This is a genomic window from uncultured Arcanobacterium sp. (assembly GCF_947253055.1).
Lineage (GTDB): Bacteria > Actinomycetota > Actinomycetes > Actinomycetales > Actinomycetaceae > Arcanobacterium_A.
Window position 1 is genome coordinate 1 of record NZ_CAMXYE010000016.1, and the last position, 20,599, is coordinate 20,599.

Annotated in this window: 20 protein-coding genes, 2 tRNA genes and 1 pseudogene; 13 read left to right on the plus strand and 10 right to left on the minus strand. The window is 50.9% G+C overall.

The genetic code is table 11. The features are described from left to right. Together Q0X35_RS01955 and upp are read right to left on the minus strand one after the other, a co-directional pair. On the minus strand, window positions 1-674 hold a 674-nt coding region (locus tag Q0X35_RS01955), incomplete at its 3' end, for a DUF5926 family protein (RefSeq protein ID WP_297564824.1). Window positions 675-742: 68 nt separating this feature from the next. Continuing rightward, window positions 743-1,381, minus strand: coding sequence for a uracil phosphoribosyltransferase (gene upp / locus Q0X35_RS01960; RefSeq protein ID WP_297564826.1), 639 nt, complete (start codon window positions 1,379-1,381; stop codon window positions 743-745). A 49-nt stretch (window positions 1,382-1,430) separates the two neighbouring features. Here upp and Q0X35_RS01965 point away from each other — a divergent pair, with 49 nt between their 5' ends. The 7 genes from Q0X35_RS01965 to Q0X35_RS01995 all read left to right on the plus strand — a co-directional run bounded on the left by Q0X35_RS01965 (window position 1,431) and on the right by Q0X35_RS01995 (window position 7,887). Continuing rightward, window positions 1,431-1,889 (plus strand): nucleoside deaminase, encoded by a 459-nt coding sequence (locus Q0X35_RS01965; protein WP_297564828.1) that lies wholly within the window; start codon window positions 1,431-1,433, stop codon window positions 1,887-1,889. A gap of 67 nt (window positions 1,890-1,956) precedes the next feature. Further along, window positions 1,957-2,045: transfer RNA gene (locus Q0X35_RS01970), tRNA-Ser, on the plus strand. A 329-nt stretch (window positions 2,046-2,374) separates the two neighbouring features. Further along, window positions 2,375-2,683, plus strand: a complete 309-nt coding sequence (locus Q0X35_RS01975; protein WP_297564830.1) for a hypothetical protein — start codon at window positions 2,375-2,377, stop codon at window positions 2,681-2,683. Between the two features lie 231 nt (window positions 2,684-2,914). After that, window positions 2,915-3,460: a molybdenum cofactor biosynthesis protein B gene (locus tag Q0X35_RS01980; RefSeq protein WP_297564832.1), complete on the plus strand. Its 546-nt coding sequence runs from the start codon at window positions 2,915-2,917 to the stop codon at window positions 3,458-3,460. A gap of 381 nt (window positions 3,461-3,841) precedes the next feature. Further along, window positions 3,842-4,576 (plus strand): metalloregulator ArsR/SmtB family transcription factor, encoded by a 735-nt coding sequence (locus Q0X35_RS01985; protein WP_297564834.1) that lies wholly within the window; start codon window positions 3,842-3,844, stop codon window positions 4,574-4,576. Window positions 4,577-4,627: 51 nt separating this feature from the next. Further along, entirely contained in the window at window positions 4,628-7,093 is a 2,466-nt protein-coding gene (locus tag Q0X35_RS01990; RefSeq protein WP_297564836.1) for an HAD-IC family P-type ATPase, read from the plus strand. A 422-nt stretch (window positions 7,094-7,515) separates the two neighbouring features. Continuing rightward, window positions 7,516-7,887, plus strand: coding sequence for a YccF domain-containing protein (locus Q0X35_RS01995; RefSeq protein WP_297564838.1), 372 nt, complete (start codon window positions 7,516-7,518; stop codon window positions 7,885-7,887). A gap of 91 nt (window positions 7,888-7,978) precedes the next feature. Here the strand turns inward: Q0X35_RS01995 and Q0X35_RS02000 are convergent, their stop codons facing one another. The 5 genes from Q0X35_RS02000 to Q0X35_RS02020 all read right to left on the minus strand — a co-directional run bounded on the left by Q0X35_RS02000 (window position 7,979) and on the right by Q0X35_RS02020 (window position 13,482). Beyond that, the gene (locus Q0X35_RS02000; protein ID WP_297564843.1) at window positions 7,979-8,854 is read right to left on the minus strand and encodes an electron transfer flavoprotein subunit alpha/FixB family protein; all 876 of its coding nucleotides are present in this window, start codon (window positions 8,852-8,854) and stop codon (window positions 7,979-7,981) included. Next, entirely contained in the window at window positions 8,851-9,618 is a 768-nt protein-coding gene (locus Q0X35_RS02005) for an electron transfer flavoprotein beta subunit/FixA family protein (protein WP_297564845.1), read from the minus strand. The genes Q0X35_RS02000 and Q0X35_RS02005 overlap by 4 nt, the downstream gene beginning before the upstream one ends. A 116-nt stretch (window positions 9,619-9,734) precedes the next feature. Next, window positions 9,735-9,808: transfer RNA gene (locus tag Q0X35_RS02010), tRNA-Pro, on the minus strand. A gap of 243 nt (window positions 9,809-10,051) precedes the next feature. Then, window positions 10,052-11,191 carry a metallophosphoesterase gene (locus Q0X35_RS02015; RefSeq protein WP_297564846.1) on the minus strand — a complete coding sequence of 380 codons (1,140 nt, stop codon included), beginning with the start codon at window positions 11,189-11,191 and terminating at the stop codon, window positions 10,052-10,054. Continuing rightward, on the minus strand, window positions 11,188-13,482 hold the full coding sequence (locus Q0X35_RS02020) for a transglycosylase domain-containing protein (RefSeq protein ID WP_297564847.1): 2,295 nt from the start codon (window positions 13,480-13,482) through the stop codon (window positions 11,188-11,190). The genes Q0X35_RS02015 and Q0X35_RS02020 overlap by 4 nt, the downstream gene beginning before the upstream one ends. A 166-nt stretch (window positions 13,483-13,648) precedes the next feature. On the opposite strand from Q0X35_RS02020, the gene Q0X35_RS02025 reads away from it, so the two are divergent. Together Q0X35_RS02025 and Q0X35_RS02030 are read left to right on the plus strand one after the other, a co-directional pair. Beyond that, window positions 13,649-13,975, plus strand: coding sequence for a WhiB family transcriptional regulator (locus tag Q0X35_RS02025; RefSeq protein ID WP_297564850.1), 327 nt, complete (start codon window positions 13,649-13,651; stop codon window positions 13,973-13,975). Between the two features lie 14 nt (window positions 13,976-13,989). Beyond that, on the plus strand, window positions 13,990-14,154 hold the full coding sequence (locus Q0X35_RS02030) for a hypothetical protein (protein ID WP_297564852.1): 165 nt from the start codon (window positions 13,990-13,992) through the stop codon (window positions 14,152-14,154). Between the two features lie 140 nt (window positions 14,155-14,294). Here the strand turns inward: Q0X35_RS02030 and Q0X35_RS02035 are convergent, their stop codons facing one another. After that, window positions 14,295-14,972 (minus strand): Crp/Fnr family transcriptional regulator, encoded by a 678-nt coding sequence (locus Q0X35_RS02035; protein WP_297564853.1) that lies wholly within the window; start codon window positions 14,970-14,972, stop codon window positions 14,295-14,297. Window positions 14,973-15,155: 183 nt separating this feature from the next. Here Q0X35_RS02035 and nth point away from each other — a divergent pair, with 183 nt between their 5' ends. After that, window positions 15,156-15,809 (plus strand): endonuclease III, encoded by a 654-nt coding sequence (gene nth / locus Q0X35_RS02040; protein ID WP_297564854.1) that lies wholly within the window; start codon window positions 15,156-15,158, stop codon window positions 15,807-15,809. A gap of 84 nt (window positions 15,810-15,893) precedes the next feature. Here the strand turns inward: nth and Q0X35_RS02045 are convergent, their stop codons facing one another. Continuing rightward, window positions 15,894-16,805, minus strand: coding sequence for an alpha/beta fold hydrolase (locus tag Q0X35_RS02045; RefSeq protein ID WP_297564858.1), 912 nt, complete (start codon window positions 16,803-16,805; stop codon window positions 15,894-15,896). 47 nt (window positions 16,806-16,852) lie between these two features. Further along, window positions 16,853-17,968, minus strand: a complete 1,116-nt coding sequence (locus Q0X35_RS02050; protein ID WP_297564860.1) for a hypothetical protein — start codon at window positions 17,966-17,968, stop codon at window positions 16,853-16,855. A 225-nt stretch (window positions 17,969-18,193) separates the two neighbouring features. On the opposite strand from Q0X35_RS02050, the gene Q0X35_RS02055 reads away from it, so the two are divergent. The 3 genes and pseudogenes from Q0X35_RS02055 to Q0X35_RS02065 form a co-directional block, all read left to right on the plus strand. Next, complete coding sequence (locus Q0X35_RS02055; protein WP_297564862.1) at window positions 18,194-19,204, plus strand: hypothetical protein; 1,011 nt, start codon at window positions 18,194-18,196, stop codon at window positions 19,202-19,204. Between the two features lie 3 nt (window positions 19,205-19,207). Beyond that, window positions 19,208-20,347 (plus strand): TadA family conjugal transfer-associated ATPase, encoded by a 1,140-nt coding sequence (locus Q0X35_RS02060; protein WP_297564863.1) that lies wholly within the window; start codon window positions 19,208-19,210, stop codon window positions 20,345-20,347. A gap of 17 nt (window positions 20,348-20,364) precedes the next feature. Then, window positions 20,365-20,599: pseudogene (locus Q0X35_RS02065) on the plus strand (hypothetical protein); the annotation flags it as partial.

The following is a 20,599-nucleotide window of genomic DNA, read 5'->3' on the forward strand; positions in this document are numbered from 1 at the left end:
CGGAAAGCCCCCAAGAAACGCCCGCCTGCGAATTCTAATTGCCGTTTCTGCTGCAGGCGTGCCAACCCGGCCAATACTGCTTCTTCCTCTTCTGGGCGCACCCACCGGAGAAATTCTTTCTGCATTTTCGCCAGGTAAGCGCGCGGTACTCCCGGCACTTCTTCCATCGGCACCACGCTTTCTTTACTCTGCTGCAGTGCCATCTCTATTTCTGGTTTCTGCAATTCGGCATCCGTAAAGCAGTAGTGGAAATCATCTACAATCTCCAGCCGCCCAGGAAACTCTAAATCGAGCATTTCCGATAGCTCTATTCCCGGTGTGGGCTGCTCTGATTGCTGATAGCTAGCGCCAGCTGCTAGTGCTAAACCGTGGCGTAAACGATCCGCCAGATCCAAAGCGGCATTTCCGGATTGCATCACCGTCTGTAAAGCAATCAACAGTTTTCCATCACTGCGGCGCATAGCGGCGGCTAATTTCGGCAATTGCGTCACAAAGAAAAACTCTTCTTCCCCGTAGGCGTTGCTAGTCTTAGCTGGCAGCATCGCGGCAGGAAGAATTTCCCGCATAGCTACTAGCTCTGCTTCTTGCGACAAATCCGCAAAAGGGCGAGCTACGAATTTGATCCGCACCCGCTGCGGCTTTTCACTGCGGTTCCGGCGGCTTTTCTTTCCCATATTTCTCCAATTACTAGGCAGGCGCGTCAGTCCACACTGCCGCGCCTGCAGAGTTTATTTAGGTAATTTTAATCGATTATGCCGTAGAGGCGGTCGCCCGCATCGCCCAGACCCGGCACAATAAAGCCGTGCTCATTTAAGCTCGGATCTACTGCCGCGACGATTATCTTTACATCTCCGCGATCGCCAATATGCTTTTCGAGCGTTTCGAGGCCTTCCGTAGCGGCTAAAATGCAAATCGCCGTCACATCTTTCGCCCCGCGCTCTAGTAAGTAGTCAATAGAGGCGATTAAGGTGTGGCCGGTGGCGAGCATCGGATCTAATACAAAGCACTGCCGGTCGGTTAGATCGTCCGGAAGCCGATTAGCGTAGGTGACCGCTTCCAGAGTCGTCTCATCGCGGCGCAACCCTAAAAATCCTACTTCCGCAGTAGGCATTAAATGCGTCATACCGTCGAGCATTCCTAAACCGGCACGTAAAATCGGCACCACGATCGGGCGAGGATCCGCCAGTCGGGTGCCGGTGATAGGAGCTATAGGAGTTTCGATATCTACTGGTACCGTCTCCACGTTGCGAGTAGATTCGTAAGCCAGCAAAGTAATTAGTTCTCCTACGAGCTGGCGAAATATCGTGGATGGAGTGTTTTTATCGCGTAATACAGTGAGCTTATGAGCTACGAGGGGGTGATCAATTACCGTAAGTTTCATACTTCTAATCTACCGTTTTCTAAAGTCGAAATGGTAATAGGATAAAGATGTGCAGAAAAATGAAAGCCAGTTCATGAAAAAGGCGCTCGCGCTGAGTGAAGAATCGATAGCGAGCGGCGATGTGCCGGTAGGGGCGCTGGTGGTAGATGCAGCTGGCGAAATAATCGGTTGTGGTTTCAATACTCGGGAGCGAGATGCTGATCCGGTGGGGCATGCGGAAATAAATGCTTTACGTGCCGCAGCTGCACGAAAAGGGAATTGGAATTTAAGTGGCTGCACTCTAGTGGTCACGCTGGAGCCGTGTACGATGTGTGCCGGAGCAATTCTCAATGCGCGTATTTCCCGCGTAATTTTCGGGGCTTGGGACGCAAAAGCGGGAGCGGCTGGTTCTATTCGAGATGTATTGCGCGATGCGCGGTTGCCGCAACAAGTCGAAGTGATTGGCGGAGTGGAAGAAAATATAGCCGCTAATCAGCTCCGGCAATGGTTTGCCGAAAATTTGCGTTAAAAATTTCATTTGGGAAGCGGGGAAAATTTAGGTAAACTTATACTCCGCACTAGGATTTACTAGTTTAGGTGACGTGTCCGAGCGGCCGAAGGTGCAGCACTCGAAATGCTGTGTGGTTAATAGCCACCGTGGGTTCAAATCCCACCGTCACCGCCATTAGCCCCGCTGAATCGTTGATTTAGCGGGGTTTTCGCTTATATAGCAACGTTTTAAGCTACGCTATCTTATAAAATTAGTCAGTGTATGTTCTAAATATTGGGAATTTTTGACATTATTCCGACATTTTAAAAACCACACAGAAAAGAAAACTACATCATGCGCCGAAAAATAAAACCCTTGTATTAGAAAAACGGAGAAAGAAAAGATATCTATAAAGTTTGCCGGTATAGAGGGCATAGAGATAGAGAATATGCGGTAAAGTTTTAGAAAAAGAAAAGCGGGAAGATTTTTGTATCTACTTTTTATCCGATTGATAGGGGGCGATAATGGAAAAGCCTTGGAACAATCCTCAGATGTACATGGATTTTACGCGGCGTTTTATCGACCTCATGTTCTCTAAAAAATTTATAGATGAAGAGTATTACGATTTTATCGTAACCGCTTTAAATGATGCCGGGGGTTCTGTAGCTTTTGGCAATCTTTGCGGACAGCTCGAATCTGATATTAAAGCTGGCCGGGCAGAAATCCCTGCAGAATTTTTAGACGAATTCAAACTATACGGCATGGAACTAGATGCTGACACTACTGAATGGATTCTTGAACTACAAGAAGCCGCCCAGAAACATAAACAGTAGATAATATTATCTAAATAATCTTTAACCCCTTTCGCTTTTGGAGCGAAGGGGCTGCTTTGAATACAGATAGCTGGCGGAGCACTGTTTTTATGCCTAAAATAGCCTTTGTGCACTTTGATAAGCATAGGGTAGTTTTATGTTTAATCTTTATAATGCCTAGAAGTGGGCAAACTACGTAGTAGGTAAATTAGAAATAGTCAAAGAGGTACAACTGCCCGAAGGGAGAGGGAAATGAGCGAAAAAACGAGCGGAAAAATTACGGCGGCGGTAATAGTAGTTTCGGATGCAAAATTCGGGGAAATAGAAGCGAAGGAATTTGGGCAGAACTCAGAGCAAAAGAATGCGATTGGCCTGCACACGGTACGTATCCTGGAAGAAGCCGGGGTAGAAGTGGTGTACAAAGCTACTTCGAGCGACGACGTGCGGGAAATATCAGAAGCGGTGCAGACAGCTGCTTATAACGAAGTTGATTTGATTTTTACTACCGGTGGCACCGGCATTTCGGCGCAAGATTATACGGCGCGCGCAATGGATCCGTTGCTACGTTTCGATATCCCCGGAATTGCGGAGCAAATTCGCCAGCGAGGTGTGGAAAATGGTTATCCACAGGCTATTCTCAGCCGCGGGCGCGCCGGAGTGCTGGTATCAGGGCGGCACCGCACTTTGGTGGTAAACGCCAGTGGAAATATAGCGGGAGTAGACGACGCTCTGGCCGTATTGCTTCCTATTTTGGAATATGCCGTAGAAGAAATGCGGGAAACGCCTATCGGAGAATAGGCGTCGGTTTGAAGCTTGGAGCTGCGAGCTGCAAACTGAGAGCTGCGAGCGGCAAGCTTCGAGTTTTGAGTTTCGAGTAAAACTCGCTTTATTAAAGAGAATTTCCCCTGCTAGTTCGAAAATAAACTGTAAATTAAGTTATTTTTTGCTTTCGTAAATAAATTTTCCGGATGCTTTATTTTGGTGCCCAGCCGAAACTTTTCACCGAAAGTCAAGGGAAAACGGCTTGAGTTGCTGCGCACAAATTTTCTGCCACTTTCTCTTCTGGGCGCCGTAGGCCCTATGCCCGCTTATTTGGATTTTTTCTAGGTATATTATTGGGATATTGGTTTTGCAATTTTACAATGCGGTATTTTGGGAAATTTTAAGGAGAATCTGAATATGTCTAGCGTGCCCCCTCCGGCAGCAGCAAATGAGATGCTCGAGACAGTCGCTCGCCTTTCTACTGCTCAGCAGGCTATGCTCTCCTATTTGGCAAATTTTACGCGCCCAATCACAATCGCAGAAATAGCAGAACGGCAGAATCTGCACCACAATTCCGTGCGCGAAAGTATCGATTCTCTCTACGCCGCTGGGCTCGTGAGCCGTAAAAAAATTGATAGTCCTGGGCGCGGCCGCCCGTCGTGGGGGTATTTCTCTATCGCGCCGCAGAATGACGTAGTAAACGGAGCCTATATTTCGCGCTTCATGAAAGCAGTGAGCGAAATGATTTCCACCGGGGATAATCCGCAGGAAAAAGCCTATGCTTTGGGAGCGGCCTGGGGAAGTACCATGCGCGGGCTGATTCATAAAGAAATAGACTACCGTGTGGATACTGGGCAGGAGTATTCCAAACTCACTCGCACTCAGCGTATGGCGGTAGTGCGTTCACTGCTCTCTGCGGCTGGGCATGCCGCCGTCATAAAAGAGGGCACGGAAAATATCTTGCAGATGCATGCTTGCCCCTTCTTGGATACTGATGGCACTATTAATCCGCTTATCTGCGAAGTACATCGGGGGCAACTGGTGCGGTTGGTCGAAGATATGAGTGAAGAGAGAGAAAACGCGGCCCTATTTCCGTGTATTCGTTCGGGAATTTGCGAGGTACATTTACACGAGAATTCCTCTGTGGAGTAAGCTCTCTAATACTCTGTGTGTTCCAGAGGTGTTTTGCGGTAGATTTGTGTTGTGAGCAAGTCTGATTCCGCTGTAGATTACGCTGCTACCGGTTTGAGTACAGCGCAAGTGCGCGCGCGTGCCGCCGCCGGGAAGCGGAATGTTTTGCCGCCGCGCGGAGGTAAAAGTTTTTGGAATATCGTGCGTACCAACGTCTTTACCCGCATTAACGCGATTCTTGGCGTACTTTTTTTGATGGTAATCAGCACTGGGTCTTGGATAAACTCTGCTTTCGGTCTACTTATCATCGTCAATTCGGTAATTGGTGCGGTACAAGAATTTCGGGCGCGCCGCACCCTCGCTTCGCTTTCCATAATCGGTGCGGAGCAGCCACTCGTCGTGCGGGATGGGGAGTGCCGCCCGTGTGCGCAAGAAGATCTAGTGATTGACGATGTGATTGTGCTACAACCAGGTAGCCAAGTGGTAGTAGATGGGCAGGTGCTGAGCGCCGACTACTTAGCGATGGACGAATCCCTCCTTACTGGGGAGAGCGCGGAAGTGGAGAAAAAAGCAGGAGATGCTATCTACTCCGGTTCTTTTGTGGCGGCGGGTACCGGGCGCTATCGGGTGCAAAAAGTAGGGGCTGATTCCTATGCGGCGCGTTTGACGGCGCAGGCAGCGAAATTTTCTCTCGATAAATCTCAGTTGCAGGCGGGTATAGACAGCATTTTGAAATATATTACGTGGATTCTCATCCCCGTAGGGATATTCACCGTAATTTCGCAAGCCGGATTTCTTGGAAATAATTGGCGGGCGCTGGTGCTCGCTATTACAGGTGCTTTAGTGCCAATGGTGCCAGAAGGTCTAGTGCTCATTACCTCTACGGCTTTCGCGCTGGGAATTATTCGCCTCGGCAAACGCAAATGCCTAGTGCAAGAGTTACCCGCTATTGAAGGTTTGGCGCGAGTCGATATAGTCTGCGCTGATAAGACGGGTACTTTAACTGCGGCAGAGCTGGAATTCGCCGAAATGAAAATTATTGGGGCCGAGCCAGCGGAAAAACTTAAATCGGAAATAGCGCAGCTAGTTTGGGCAGATCCCGCCCCAAATTCCACGATAAAAGCTCTGCGGGAGGCCTTTCCCTGCCCCGCAGAACTGTGGGAGGTGCGCGGGCGCAAAGTCTTTAATTCGCGTGATAAGTGGTCGGGAGTAGTTTTTTCCGAAGCGATAGGCGAGGAATCTAGCTCCGAAGTGCCGAGCACTTTGCCAGCTACTTCCGGTATTTCCGTTCTTCACCGCACTTTTCTCCTCGGAGCGCCCGATATTTTAGATGCGGCGGGTACATATCGCAGCTATTGGGAGCCAGCCGCCGCCCAAGGGTTACGGGTATTACTCTTAGGTGAGAGCAGTGCAGATTTAGAGAATGAAAATACGGCTGGCAGCGCGCTACCGCCGCTGCGCGCGCGGGCGGTACTTATTCTGCGGCAGAAGATTCGCCCCGACGCCGCCGCGACTCTGGATTTTTTCCGCCAGCAAGGCGTGGAGATAAAAGTAATTTCTGGAGATAACGCCGTCTCCGTGGCGGCGGTAGCGCGCCGGCTCGGAATGGGAGAAGTCGCAGCGATAGATACGCGGGAGCTCGCACCGGATGAATTGGCCGCGAAAGTTGAGCAGAACCAGATATTTGGCCGGGTGCGCCCGGCGCAGAAACAAGAAATGGTGCGGGCGCTCCAAAAAGCGGGGCATACGGTAGCGATGACCGGCGACGGAGTGAATGACGTCTTAGCTCTGAAGGATGCCGATATCAGTATCGCCATGGGGAATGGCTCCTCAGCTGCCCGCACCGTGGCAAAAATAGTATTACTCGATAATCGCTTTGCGACGCTCCCGTATGTGGTGGCCGAAGGAAGAAGAGTGATCGGCAATATCGAGCGAGTGGCAAAACTTTTTTTGACGAAAACCGTCTACTCTGCCTTGCTGGCAACGCTAGTAATTTTCGCCGGAGTACCTTTTCCTTTTCAGCCTATACACGTGACCATTACCGGTTGGTTCACGATTGGCATTCCGGCTTTTATCTTGGCACTTCCCGTTAATAATCAGCGGGCGCGCCCAGGATTCACGCGGCGCGTGCTCGCCTTTTCGTTCCCTGCCGGTGTGGCGGTGGCAAGCGCAGCTTTCTTTACCTATATTGGGGTGCGGGCGCAGCAGAGCGCCATGACTCCGCAGTTGCTTATGCAGGCTTCCACAGCAGCCTTAGCGGCACTTATCATCTCAGCCACTTGGGTGCTGGTACAAGTGGCTCGGCCGTGGCAGCTGTGGAAAGTTTTGCTTATTTTATTGCCGCTGATTTTTTATTCGATTATTTTTACGTGGAGTTTTACGCAGCAGATCTTCCATTTAGATTCCACGAATTTATCTTTTATGCTGTGCGGATTAGCGGGCGGAGTAGGTGGAATAGTGCTGCTTGAGCTGCTGTGTGGAATAAAAAAGATTTGGAATAAGCGGTTAAAAAATCAACAAAAAGTAAGTGTACCCTAAGTCTAGACATCTGCGCAGTTAATTAATAGAATCATTATCGAGAACGCTTCCTGGGATAGCGGAGATATTTGTAGAAGTGCAAATAGAGTTTTTCTTGAATCCAGGGAAGTTTCTTCCTCATTGAATACTAAAATGAATAGGCAATATTGGAATTAGTGCCTCCAATATTGTTTCCCCTGCGAGGGCGGTCGGTTTGCGTGGATGGCCGCCCTCGCTTTTTACTTTTTTCGCCGTTTCTGCTTTTCTAATTTTCGCAAGTGACTTGCGCATAGTCGCACTAATTATTTACATCATTTACGTCATTTACGTGCCGAATAATTACTTATACGCCAAATAATTGCTCATACGCCCGATAATCTTCTATACGCCAAATAGTCATCTATATATACTTAAAGGGCGATAATTTCTTGAGGAGAGTATTCATGCGCACGATACTAAATATAATCTGGGTAGTTTTAGGCGGATTCTGGCTTTTCTGCGGCTATATATTAGCCGGCCTCATCAGCTGCATATTCATAATTACGATACCGGCCGGATTGGCTAGTTTCCGTATCGCAGGCTATGTGCTCTGGCCTTTCGGGCGGCGGGTAGTAGATAAGAGCAGTGCCGGCGGGGGCAGTGCGCTGATGAATATAGTGTGGTTCTTTATTGCGGGCTGGTGGCTGGCGCTCGGGCACGTAATCACCGCCCTTGCACAAGCAGTAACTATAATCGGACTGCCGATGGCCTGGGCAAACTTAAAACTCATTCCGGTAGTCTGTTTCCCCTTTGGGAAAGAAATAGTGGCGCAGTAACCGCCGTTTCCGGTTTTTACCCTTTTACATTTTGGGCTTTCGCCCGCTTCGGGTCATGCCGTCTTGCCGTTCTGCTTCCCGGTTCCTGCTTCTAGGCCTCTAAAGCCGCCTGCAGAGCGGGCACTACTTCGTATAAATCTCCCACAATCCCGTAATCAGCTTCGGCAAAAATAGGAGCTTGCGGATCGTCATTAATAGCCACGATGACGGCAGAATTCTGCACTCCGCCGGTGTGGTGAATCTGGCCAGAAATTCCAATCGCCATATATAAATCAGCGTGCACAGTCTGCCCAGTCAGGCCTATATAGGAATCAAACCAGCCGTATCCTTCGGCTAGTGGGCGAGTAGCTCCCACCTTAGCGTCTAGAGCAGTGGCCAAAGTAGTAATCATCTCTAAATCGGCTTTTTCGCTGATACCGCGCCCTACCCCTATTACCCGGGCTGCGTCGGCTAAATTTTCGCTATTGCTGGGGCGGGCAGATTCTTTTTGCAGCGTTATTCCGGCGCGAGGGGTGAGCACTAATTCGCTCACTTCGGCCTGGCCACCATCTGGTATCCCAACACTTTCTAAGACTAAACCGACCGGCCCAGAAATAGCTAAAGTTTCTTCTGCACGTGCGGCAACCAGCTGAGTGGCCTGCCGCCGCGCATTATCCCAAGTGAGAGCAGAAGAAATCCACACTCCGCCTAATTTAGCAGTAGCGGCCGCTGCGAGCGTACGCTCAGTGGGCAGATCTGCCGCCAGCACGGTATCGGCTCCTGCTTCTTCCAAGTAATCACTAATTGCCGCCGCGTAGCTTTCGGGAATCTCGGCTCCGGGCACGTAAAGAATTTTTGCCACTGGTGCATTGCGTAAGGAATCGAGCAGCTCAGCATTGCCGACCACCAGCAGATTCGCTTCTGCTCCCGCTTGGGCCAATAAAGTGGAAATTTCTGGCGAGCTACTTGCTATTACCCACGTGCTCATGAAAGTACTCCTTCCGCGCGCAACGCCTCCACCAATTCGGCCGCCGCATTTTCCGAATCAAATATAATCTGCTTCCGCTGCCGGCTTTCCGGTTTCCGCTTCGAAATTACTTCTGCTTTACCGCGAGTCTCTTCTAGCTCTAAATCTTCTAAACTCAGTATATGTACCGGCTTTTTCCGTGCCGCCATCATATCTTTCATACCAATCAGCGGCACCTGGGCGGCATCGGTAGTCACCGAGAGTACCACCGGAGTGGCGATTTCGAGATCTTGGAGGGTTTCTCCTTGAATACGAGTTACTGCTAGGCCACTTGCTTGCGGAGTAATCGAGGTAATATCGGAAAATGCGGGAATCCCTAAATATCCAGCTAGTAGTGCAGGCACTGCTTTACCACCCACATCGGCAGAGGCTTCTCCCGCAATTATCACATCGACGTCGCGAATTCCTTTTATAGCAGCAGCTAATACTCGTGCATATAAATCCGGCGTAGCGTCTTCCAAGGAGTCATCTGCCACTACGAATAATTCATCTAAACCGCGTGCGGCGGCAGCCTGGAGCGCTTTTTTACTTCCAGCGCTACTCTCGCCAGCGCTCAGCCCCAGCACTTCGGCGCCAGCGGCATTCGCCAGCAGTCTCCCCATCTGAATGGCTACCGGATCATATTCCGATATACTCCGCCGATTCCCCCAAGTTACTTCTCCCGCAGCAGATACTTCCGCTTCTTGCGGGTCGGGTGCCCATTTGTAGATAACTACAATTTTCATCGCTTTATCCTTAATAGTTGGAGAATAAAATGCTGCGCCGCCTGCTTGGCGAGATATAGATGCTCACTGCCCGGAAAAATCCGATGGCTGGCTCAGCTGGAATCCCAGCTAATCAGTCGGGGTGACGGGATTTGAACCCACGACCTCTTCGTCCCGAACGAAGCGCGCTACCAAACTGCGCCACACCCCGTTGTTTGAAGTGATGTGTTCACTAAAGCAACTGCTTAATACTATCGGAGAAATGCGCGCGGGTAAAATCATTTTTCGCAAGCTGCGCCTCACTTCACAGCTTTCCGGCTCACAAAGCGAAAATACGCGGATTTTACTGGACGCTATGCGCTTTTTAGTGTGTCTCTTAGGGCGCTTTTTAGTGCGCCGCTCAGTATATCTGTGCCGTACTCTTTAGCGCGTCGTTCAGTATACCTATGCTGCTTTAATACACTTCGAGAAGAATCAACTCGGGCGGGCAGAAAGTGCGCAGAGGTACAAAAGGTGAAGAGCCGAGACCGGCCGAAACTTCCACTATTGCGTGTTGCTTAGCTTGCGGGAAAGTTAATTGGGCATCGCCTTTCTGGGCAGGTGCGCCTAACGGCCAAGTAAAAATTCCCGAGGCGTAGGGGGTAGGAATATCACAATTAGTGGTGAGAGCTTTTCCGCCGGGCAAGCAGACCTGCCCGCCATGGGTGTGCCCAGCAAAAATTAGCTGGCAGTCATTTTCGGCGAGCTTTTTTAATATCCGTAAATAAGGAGCATGCGTCAGACCGATACGTAAATCGCGATTTTGAACAGCTGGGGTGCCCTGTGTATCCGGGGAGTTTTGGGCAGCTGGCTCGCCGTGCTCGCTAGGTGCATCAAGTGCAGTGGGTATATTAGGTGCGCGGTACTCGCCGTGCCCGCCAAGTGTAGCTGCGGCTGCGGGTGTAGCTACGGGTGTAGCTGCGGGGAAAATATCGCGCTTTATGTGGGGGTCATCTACTCCAATGAAATCTATTTTTCGCCCTTTTATCGTCATTTCTGCGCGCGCGTTATTCAAATTTATCCAGCCAAAAGATTCCAAGAGGGAAGTGAGTTGCTCGGTGGGGAGTGGGCGCGCCGAATGTTGCTTAAGGGCATCAGCGCTGGAAGTGCGGTAGAGATAGCGGAAAGGATTCTTGAAACGTGGAGCTGTATAGTCATTTGATCCGTAGACGAATACGCCGGGAATGCCGGCAAAACTCTCTAGCGCGCGCGCTAACTCTGGTAATACGGCGGCTTGGGAAATTAAATCTCCGGTAAATACCAGTAAATCGGGGTGGGTATGAGCGGCTTGCATTAAAAATCGCAGTTGCGCATATCTGCACTTAGTCAGATGTAAATCAGAAATATGGAGAATTCGCAGTGGCGCATAATCTTCACTTGCCGGTGGATAATCTGCTTTTGTAGCCGCGTGGGTGGGCAAAGGCGCCGGAGTGGCTGGGAAAATTGTGCGCCGATAGAGCCGGTAGCTCCGCCCGTGTATATAAGCAGCTCCAGCAGTTAAACACCCGCTGGCTGCTAAGCCGGCGCCCGCTAGAAATAACTTTTTCGTATTCACTGTTCAGTGTGGGGTGCTTGATTATGGGCAGGTGGCTGCGGATTAGGCGGGGGAGTATTCTGTTGAGAGCCGGGCGTGGAATTTGAATTATTGCGAGGAGTCTGAGTGCGGGGCACAGAACTATGAGTGAAGTACTTGATGGGCTTTCCAGCGAGTGCGGCTTGGTTAAAAGCGCGGAAAGTATGGGCAGGAATAGCGCTTCCATAGAGCACTGAATAGTATCTGCCGTTTACCGTGATATCAATCATCGGGGTATCTCCGCTCATATTTCCCGTCCAGACGGCGGTGGCCAATTGCGGAGTATAGCCCACAAACCAAGCGTGATTAGCACTGTCAGTAGTGCCAGTTTTTCCAGCTACTGGCCGCGCTCCGAGTGAGGCAGCCACGCCGGTACCACTCGTAACTACTGAACGCAGCGCTTGCGTGGCCTGCTGGGCTACTTCTGGTTTTATTACTTCTTTACAACTCGGCTCTTGCGTAGCCAGCACTTTACCGGAGCTATCTTTAATCTCTGTAAAGCTAATAGGGCTACAAGCTTTTCCATCTGCCGCTAAAGTAGCAGCTGCCGAAGCCATAGAAAGTGGAGTCACCGGATTGGTGCCCAGCACCATGCTCGGATTAGGGACAAGAGGGAGCGGCTCTCCTCGAGTGGCGTGCAGCGGATTCTTTGCAGCGCCCTTCCCCATATCGGCAAACTGCTTCACATCTGCTTCAGTGGCTAGGCCGCCGCGTTGTACACCTAAAGCTGTGGCCGTGGCAGTGATATCGCATAAATCTAGTTTCGTGGCCATATCCACGTAGCCTACGTTCAAAGAAAGAGCAGTAGCTTGCTGCACGGAGCGCATTCCGCCGCCTTCTCCTTCGTTATTATTAGGTGAATAAGGGCCCACTAGACTCGGGGCGCAAGAGATATTCCATTTATTTGCCGGATAAAGCCGTTTAGTGGTATTTACCGAATCATAGATGCTATGACCAGATTTTATCCAATCTACCAGTGTAAATATCTTAAATGTGGATCCGGATTGGAATCCTTCTCCGCCGCCGCGGGTGCGCCCTACATTCAGATTCAAAGTGGTGGCTTCCGGATTTTGCTCAGTGGCTTTTCCGTAGTGAGTATTTTGCGCCATAGCAAGAATCTTTCCCGTGCCCGGTTCAATAGCGCTTAAAGAAGTTTCTAAACCAGAGGGATCATCAATCGGCACTCCCGCTACTACGGCATCGTAAGCCGCTTGCTGGGCAGTCGGATCGAGAGTAGAAGTAATTTTTAATCCGCCGCGATAGAGCATCTGTATACGGTCGCTGCGCGATTTACCGTAGAGCTCTGAATTTAAGACGTCCGCCACCACAGTTTCACAGAAATAGGCGGAAATTCCCGCACTTTCGCAACCATTCTGCGTCGGATTTACTTTCAAAGTGTCTTCTATCGGCACCGCCATGGCTGCATCGCGTTCTTCCGGAGTGATGAATTCTAGATCCGCCATTTCGGTAAGCACTACGTCTCGGCGTTCCTGTGCGTCATGCGGATTGATAAGCGGATTCCATTTATTAGGTGCCTGCGTAATTCCAGCTAACATCGCTGCTTGCGGCAAGGTCACGTCTTTTGCCGATACAGAGAAGAAATAGCGCGAAGCCGCCTCTACTCCCCACTGGGAGGGACCAAATTGGGCGATATTTAGATACGCGGTGAGAATCTGGTCTTTATCCATTTTCTTCTCAATCGCTATCGCATAGCGTGCTTCGTTGAGTTTACGGGTGAGGGTCTGCTCGGTAGCTTTTCGGACTTTTTCCGCATCTCCCGCGATGCGCCCCTCTTCGATAAGCGCATTCTTTACGTACTGCTGGGTAATAGTAGAACCTCCGGCCAGCCGCCCACCGGTGAGGTTGTTGAAGGCAGCGCCAATGATTCCTTGGGCATCTAGACCTGTGTGCTCAAAAAAGCGGCGATCTTCGATGGCGACGGCGGCTTTCTTAATGAGCGGCGAGATATTTTCCGAAGAAACAATAATGCGATTCTCTGCATAAAATTTCGCCACTTCGCTGCCATCTGCTGCCAAAATTACTGACTGCTCAGAGGGGCGAGTGAAGTCAATCTCGGTAGGTAAATCATTAAAAAGATGCAGTATCGCATTGGCGGCGGTAGCCGAAGCTGCCACCAGTGGCATAGCTATTGCTCCGGCGAGTATTCCGCCCATAAGAGAGAGTGCGAGGAAAGCAGCAAGTGCCGTGCGTAGTTCTTGCCGGCTAAAGTTTTTCCGCAGCTTTCTTTTCGATTTATCTCCAGAAGATGCCATAGAGTCAGAATACTTGGTTTGGAGGTGGTTTTCCTAGTGATTTTTAGTTATCGGCGAGATTTTTGTTCGATAAATGGGCTCAATGTGCGTTTTCGAAAAATAGTTTGTAGTATACGAGTGACGCCAATCACCATAGACAAATGATGCAGAAGGGTTGAAACAATTTATGAGGGCTGTGTATAAGGATCAAACCTGGGCCACACGAGCTGCCTGTGCAAAAATAGACCCAGATTCGTTATTCGTGCGGGGATCGGCGCAGCGGCAGGTACGCCAACTCTGCTACGCATGCCCAGTGCGTTTAGAGTGCTTAGCAGATGCGCTTGATTCTAATGCCGGTTTTGGAGTGTGGGGTGGATTGACGGAGCGAGAACGGCGGGCAATTTTGCGGCGTTTCCCCAATGAAACCAATTGGTACGCTCGTTTAACTACTTCGGAGGAGCCAGTAGCTATTGAACTCCGAGCCGGGCGAGTGCCCCGTATCTCTACTCGCTGAGGTATTGTGAAAATATGACTAAATGGGAATACGTGACGATACCACTACTGATACACAATACAAAGGCAATTTTAGATAACTGGGGAAAGCAAGGCTGGGAATTGGTGACGGTGCTACCGGGACCAGATGGCACGAATCCAGTCGCTTATCTGAAGCGTCCCGTTTCGCAAGATGAATAAATCAAAAGCAGCAGATTGATCTGAAGAATTTGTAACTATATAGAAGTGCCCCCGTCAGTTAAAAACTGGCGGGGGTAAATTATTTTTAAGCTAGAGAATTTTAGCTCGCATATGTGCCGGATTTTTTATGTGCCGGATTTTTAGTGAGCTCGCCGCTGGAGCCGCGCTACCTGAATAAGGAGTACAGCTCGCCCTTCTAAACGAATCCAGCCGCGGGAAGTAAAATCAGCCAAAGACTTATTTACCGTTTCCCGAGAAGCTCCTACGAGATGCGCTAATTCTTCTTGCGTTAAATCGTGGGCCACATAGATGCCTTCAGGAGTGCGCTCTCCGAATTTCTCAGCTAAATCTAAGAGAGCTTTGGCGACGCGCCCCGGCACATCGGAAAATACCAAATCTGCCATCTGGTTATTGGTATTACGCAGCCGCAGTGCCAATTGCCGAAGCATCAAAATAGCTAACCGCGGGTGATCCTCGATATATTTCCGCATTTCCTCATGTGCCAGCGTGAGCAACTTAGTGGGTGCAATGGCGGTAACTGTAGAAGAACGGGGCTGAAGATCGAAGAGAGAAAGTTCTCCGATTATTTCTCCCGGTCCGAGCACGGCGATTAAATTTTCCCGTCCATCTTGAGAGGTGTGGGAGAGTTTCACTTTTCCTTCAGTAATCAAGTAAAGGCGATTTCCGGCGTCTCCCTCATGGAAAAGCGATTCTCCGCGCTTGAGAGAAGCCTCTGCCATGAGTGCCGCCAGAGATTCTAAATCTTCCTCAGTCAGCCCTTTGAACAGCTCGACCTGCGCTAAAAAATTTGCATCCATTACTGTGTTTTCCTCTACTCTCTGCTGTGAATAAATACGTTAGCAACTCTGAACCAGTAAACTAATTTAGTAAACTCTGTAAGAGATGCCATACTCAATACCAATTTTGCCATGTTAATTGATATTTAGCACGGTTTTTTTAATAAAGAAGATACTACTAGCACAATTAGCGAAAGTGAGAAAATGCCCCGGCCGAAACTTTCTGAGCGACGAGAACAAGCTCAGCAAATCACTTCGCGCCTCGCACAGCTGTATCCGGAGGCAGCTTGTACCCTGGATTTTCAAAATTCTTTTCAACTACTCTGCGCCACCGTGCTATCGGCACAAACTACTGATGCGCGGGTAAATAAGGTGACGCCGGAACTTTTTCGCCGTTTTCCCTCTCCGGAAGCTATGGCGAAAGCGGAACTAGCAGAGCTAGAAGAAATACTGCATCCGCTCGGATTTTTTCGCTCCAAAGCGAAATCTTTACAGGGGCTAGCGCGCGGCTTAGTGGAAAATTTTGCGGGGCAAGTACCCGGAGAGCTCGCGCAGCTGGTGACTCTTCCGGGAGTGGGGCGAAAAACCGCTAATGTGGTGCTCGGAGATGCTTTTGGAATTCCGGGAATTACGGTAGATACGCATGTGGGGAGATTGGCTCGCCGCTGGAAATGGACGCGCCACCAAGATCCGGAAAAAGCCGAAAAAGATTTGCAGAAATTATTACCGCCGGAGATTTGGACCTCTACTTGCCACCGTATTATTGCGCACGGGCGGGCAGTGTGTCGCGCGCGGAAGCCGCTGTGTGGGCAATGCGCTCTAGAAGATATTTGCCCAAGTAGCGAAGTAGCGCAGTAGCGAAGAAGTGTAAATTAGCGCCGTAGCGAGATTGTTCAGCGGGAAAAGTTAATAGTGCGGCTGCATCTTAGCAGTGCGTTTATCTTAGCAGTGCGTCTGTAAAAAAATTCGGAGAGCATCGGTGAATGCCGCTGGTTGCTCTTCCGGCACAAAATGCCCTGCTTGGGCGATGGTAAGTAATTCATAGGAACCACGCGCAAATTCCACGTCCTTATTCCATGCTCGGGGAGGAAGTAGCGGATCGAGCGCGCCGCGCACGGCCAGGATAGGAACTTTTACCGGATTTGCAGATTCACGCAAATATTGCCGGCCGCGGGCGGAATGCTGGGAAAGTAGCGTCCAGCGCAGTTGTGCAAGAGCTGCCCGAGCTACTCCCGGCAAACGCAATGCCTGCGTATAGAGCTCTGCTTGCCCGGCTGCGCCGTTATTCCCGGGCGCTGACCACTCCTGTAAAAGCTGGGCGATGTGGCGGGAATCTTGGAGTTTCTTTTCGGCGAGTGGAGTGAGGAAGCTATCGATAGCGTGCCGCCAAGTGCGGAGAGTTAAATGCATACCTAGGCGATGTAAGGTGCGCGGGTGCGGAGAAGACACCGTGACTAGCCCCGCAAATAAATCAGGTGCTTTAGAAACCGCTGACCACGCTAAGGCGCCGCCACGCCCCAGTCCCACTAAAAATGCGCGGTCGTAGCCCAGAGAATGCACCAGGGCAATTAAATCGTCAGTGAGGAGCAGAGCATCGGCGGAGTTTGGCGTCTTATCTGATCCGCCGAAGCCGCGCTTATCGATTGCGGCTACTTCGAATCCGGCGGCTGCCAGAGGCGCGATTTGTTCTCGCCAAGCCCACCAGTATTGCGGAAAACCGTGTACTAAAAGTACAAGGGGGCGAGTATCGGAGTAGGTGCCGGCGTGCGCTATATGAAATTGTGCGCCGTTGGCCTGTACAAATCGGTGCTGCCAAGGGCCGGAAATACTGATACAGGAATTATCAGCCGGCATAAAAGCGCCTCTCTGCTTATTTGCTTGCTTTATCTGCTATTTCGCTATTACTCAGCTGCAGGGGTAGCGGTGGCTGGCTCGGTGGGAGCCGATTTATGATTCTGCTCGTACTGAGGAAGTGCCAGCTCATGGCGCAGTAAAATTTCTTGCCGCGCGGCGCTACGCTTGCGTGCTCCGTGAATAGCGAGAGCAAATATGAAGAGCAAAAATCCGAAAATAGCTATCCGCCCGGAGCCTAAATCGAGCCCGAGGTGATGCACCACATTTCCCGTGAAAGGATTGTAGCCGCCGATAGCTTTATCGAGGCGCTCGATAAGTGCCGCAGCTTGCCCAGGTACGATGACGGCTGCTAGCCCCAAGAGAGTGAGTACAATTCCCCAGACTTGCCCGCCTAGAGAAGAGAGCCGCGCCATGAGAGCAATCATTGCCAGAGCAATCATTCCGCCAGCTAGTTCAAGGAGAGCTGCAAAGTTAATATGCCCCGTATCCCACGGATTATCCGGCACCAGATTGAGGCGGACTCCTGCGTCAGAAATCAGGTACCAAGCTATCGGTATGAGCACGAGGGTGGCAAAAAATACGGCGATATGTGCACTGAAACGGCTCGGAGGTGCATCTGGCACATAAGGCGCCGGCGTGCCGGCCACATCTCCCGGATCGGCAGCCCAGTGTTCGTGATTTTCCACTTCCTCCGCCTGCGCGGAGTCAGCTTCTGCCGCCGGAGTGGATTCTCCAGCTGCTAGGGAATCCGAAAATTCAAGTTCCGAAGAAGTAGGCGCTGGAGATTCGAGTTCGGGGTCGGCTGGTGCTTCTGCGACAGCTGGCTCTGCGGCGGGCGCCTCTTCGGCTGCTAAAAATGGTGGCGCCGGTGGGAAAGCCGAATCCTCGGCGGAATGAGCCGATATTACGTCGTGCAAAGTGGCGTTACTGCGCACCTCGGGAGGTAGATTATGGAAATCTGCACTCTCGCTTGCTTCTTCTGCAGCGCCGGTACTGGCAGCACTCTCTCCGGTAAAGGCCTTTTCCCACGCTAATTCATCAGCTTGCCCATAAGCTGGCTGGGCAGCAGTATTTTCTGCCTGACCTTCTTCAATGGGGTCGAGCACTGTTTCTTCTGGATTATCTGCATCTGCCGAGTTATAAGGATCAGTTGGTGTATGCACTTTTTACTCCTTGCCTACTTATACCTAGCATTGACGCTACCGTGCAGAGCCGAAAAATTCTGATACCTGTGTCGGCGTGCCGTAAAAAGGTAGGAAAAACCACGTTTTCCGCGGCAAAATCTAGCTATTTTTATCTTCGGTAAAGGGGCGGTGGAAAACTCGAGATATACACAAGGGGAGAATAGTGGGATTCTAGCTTTTCGCATCTGTAGCAAGATGCTAGATATGAAAAAGGAAATTTCGCTGCAACCAGAGGCATCTCTCCACTCCCTTATCTACAGTGGTGCCGATAAAGAAGCCTATGCCGAGCTCGCGCGTTTGGCAGAAATAGTGGGCATCGATATCAAGTACGCCGAAAAATTTTCCCATTCCCAAGGAATCCTTAATTTCACCACAGTCGGCTGCCCAGAAGGAAAAATAACGGCGCATTTTCACGAACTTTTTGCCCCTTATTTTGCAAAAGGGCAGTTGCAGCTAGATTACCGGCAAGATACTTCCGATATTTTGGAGCTGATGGTGGCAGTAGGAGTCACTATACGCGGAAAAGTGCTCGGCGTAATTGGCGCCCAAGGGGGCTGTGGAGTATCGGTACTAGCTCTCTGGTTAGCCCGCCGGCTCGCTACGAATGTGCAGATAGCCGTATTGGATATGAATCCCGCCTCGGCAGGAATAGAGCTGCTCTTAGGCGCAGTAGATACCCCGGGGAAACGCTGGGCAGATTTGCAAGGAGATGGTTCACTCCTGGCCGGGCGTCTACAAAATGCGCTACCGGGCTGGAAATCAATTAAATTTCTCTCTGCTGATGAGCGCGGCGGCGTCCCGCTGGATAACGACAGCGGCATAAAAGCAATAGCAGCCTTGGCGCAGGTAAATGAGTGGACGATTCTCGATCTATCGCCGGCGGCTCCTATTTCTCCGGCAGAAAATCCGTGGCTAGAGTGGTGTGACTACATTTTAGTGGTAAGCGCCGTTTCTAATTTGGCGCTCGCACAAGCTGAATTAAAGCTGCAACAGCTCGGCAGAGAGGTGCCGGTGGCAGTGGCGGCAGTGAATGCGAAATCGCAGAATCAACTCGCCTATATAAAGAAATCGCTCCAGCTCGATGAAGTATATAGACTGCGGCACAGCCGAAATTTTTCTGCTGATATAGAGCACGGAATTACTCCCGGCGATCGGCAGAAATCGCTGACTGACCAAGATGTGCGGGTAATCTGTCAGAAGTTTTTACGCGAGTGAAAAATGCCGGTAAAAAACGATATACAAAAAATTCGCGCTCGCTTGGCGGCCGGAGAGGCCTTGCCGCAGGCGCTAGAGGAAATACCGGCACTCTACACCGAAGAATTAGCTAATATGCGCTCGCGGGTGCGCACGGAGCTCGCAGGTGCCGGCATTACGATTGTGCCGTTGCTGGAGGAGCTAGAAACTACAGATGTACTGGTAAACGGGGCGGGGCAGGTTTGGGTAGATAGAGGTCGCGGACTGGAAAAAGTATCTGTAGCAGATCGGCAACTGCAGAGTGAAGCAGGTGTGCGCGCCCTAGCAGTGCGGCTCGCAGCGAGTTGTGGGCAGCGGCTAGACGATGCCAGCCCGATAGTAGATGGCACCTTTGCTTCCGGTATTCGCCTGCACGCCGTGCTGCCGCCAATTGCTGCGGAAGGCACTCTAATTTCACTGCGAAAACACCGCCAGCAACGCCTCGAACTAGGAGATTTACTGGCAAATAATTCCATACATCCGCAGTTGGAAAAGCTACTGCGCCAATTAGTAGCGCAGCGGGCCAATGTAATAATTTCCGGCGCGACGGGCGCGGGGAAGACTACTTTTCTAAATGCCATGCTCTCGTTGGTGCCGGCAGAAGAAAGGATCCTCATTATTGAAGAAGCAGCGGAGTTGCGCCCAGCTCATCCGCATGTGGTGCATTTACAGGTGCGGCACGCCAATGTGCAAGGAGCAGGGGCTATTTCTATGAGTTCGCTGGTGCGCGCCGCCATGCGAATGCGCCCAGATCGGCTGGTGTTAGGTGAATGCCGGGGTGCAGAAGTGCGCGATGTGCTCGGAGCTTTGAATACGGGGCATGAGGGCGGATGGGCCACTATTCACGCTAATTCAGCGGTGGACGTGCCCGCGCGTTTAGTAGCGCTCGGAGCTTTAGCAGATATGCAGGAAGCTACGGTAGCGGCGCAGGCGGCAGCAGCTTTAGATGCGGTAATTCATATTCGCCGGGAGGGAACGCAGCGTTATATTTCTCAAATAGCGGTCTTGGAGCGGCGCCGAGGAGAACTCTATACCGAAGTAGCTGTGGAAGTGCAGGGGCAAAACATTGAATTCGCGCCGGCTTTTTGCCGCCTGGAAGAGCGCTTTTCTTTAGAAAAGGATTAGGGAAATAGGCGGAGAAAATGATTCCTTTTTTATTAGTCATTTTGGTGTGGGCCGTAGCAATCACCACGCTGCCGGCACCGCAAGTACGCCGAAAATTTTCGCGTATTAAACGGCGTCTACCGCGGCGCAAAACCTCTTTCCCCGATATGGGCTTAGTGGTGACGGAGGTAGCTACACGTTTACGCTGCGGAGCTAGCCCCGCTCAAGCGTGGGCACAGACCCTGCGGCGGCATAATTTAGGGGAAAATACAC

Coding starts and splice junctions, on each gene's coding strand:
- Q0X35_RS02045 (WP_297564858.1), bottom strand. CDS start 16,805: ATGCCGGCTGATAATTCCTGTATCAGTATTTCCGGCCCTTGGCAGCAC.
- Q0X35_RS01975 (WP_297564830.1), top strand. CDS start 2,375: ATGGAAAAGCCTTGGAACAATCCTCAGATGTACATGGATTTTACGCGG.
- Q0X35_RS01980 (WP_297564832.1), top strand. CDS start 2,915: ATGAGCGAAAAAACGAGCGGAAAAATTACGGCGGCGGTAATAGTAGTT.
- nth (WP_297564854.1), top strand. CDS start 15,156: ATGCCCCGGCCGAAACTTTCTGAGCGACGAGAACAAGCTCAGCAAATC.
- Q0X35_RS02020 (WP_297564847.1), bottom strand. CDS start 13,482: ATGGCATCTTCTGGAGATAAATCGAAAAGAAAGCTGCGGAAAAACTTT.
- Q0X35_RS02030 (WP_297564852.1), top strand. CDS start 13,990: ATGACTAAATGGGAATACGTGACGATACCACTACTGATACACAATACA.
- Q0X35_RS02025 (WP_297564850.1), top strand. CDS start 13,649: ATGAGGGCTGTGTATAAGGATCAAACCTGGGCCACACGAGCTGCCTGT.
- Q0X35_RS02055 (WP_297564862.1), top strand. CDS start 18,194: ATGAAAAAGGAAATTTCGCTGCAACCAGAGGCATCTCTCCACTCCCTT.
- upp (WP_297564826.1), bottom strand. CDS start 1,381: ATGAAACTTACGGTAATTGATCACCCCCTCGTAGCTCATAAGCTCACT.
- Q0X35_RS02035 (WP_297564853.1), bottom strand. CDS start 14,972: ATGGATGCAAATTTTTTAGCGCAGGTCGAGCTGTTCAAAGGGCTGACT.
- Q0X35_RS01985 (WP_297564834.1), top strand. CDS start 3,842: ATGTCTAGCGTGCCCCCTCCGGCAGCAGCAAATGAGATGCTCGAGACA.
- Q0X35_RS02005 (WP_297564845.1), bottom strand. CDS start 9,618: ATGAAAATTGTAGTTATCTACAAATGGGCACCCGACCCGCAAGAAGCG.
- Q0X35_RS02060 (WP_297564863.1), top strand. CDS start 19,208: ATGCCGGTAAAAAACGATATACAAAAAATTCGCGCTCGCTTGGCGGCC.
- Q0X35_RS02000 (WP_297564843.1), bottom strand. CDS start 8,854: ATGAGCACGTGGGTAATAGCAAGTAGCTCGCCAGAAATTTCCACTTTA.
- Q0X35_RS01995 (WP_297564838.1), top strand. CDS start 7,516: ATGCGCACGATACTAAATATAATCTGGGTAGTTTTAGGCGGATTCTGG.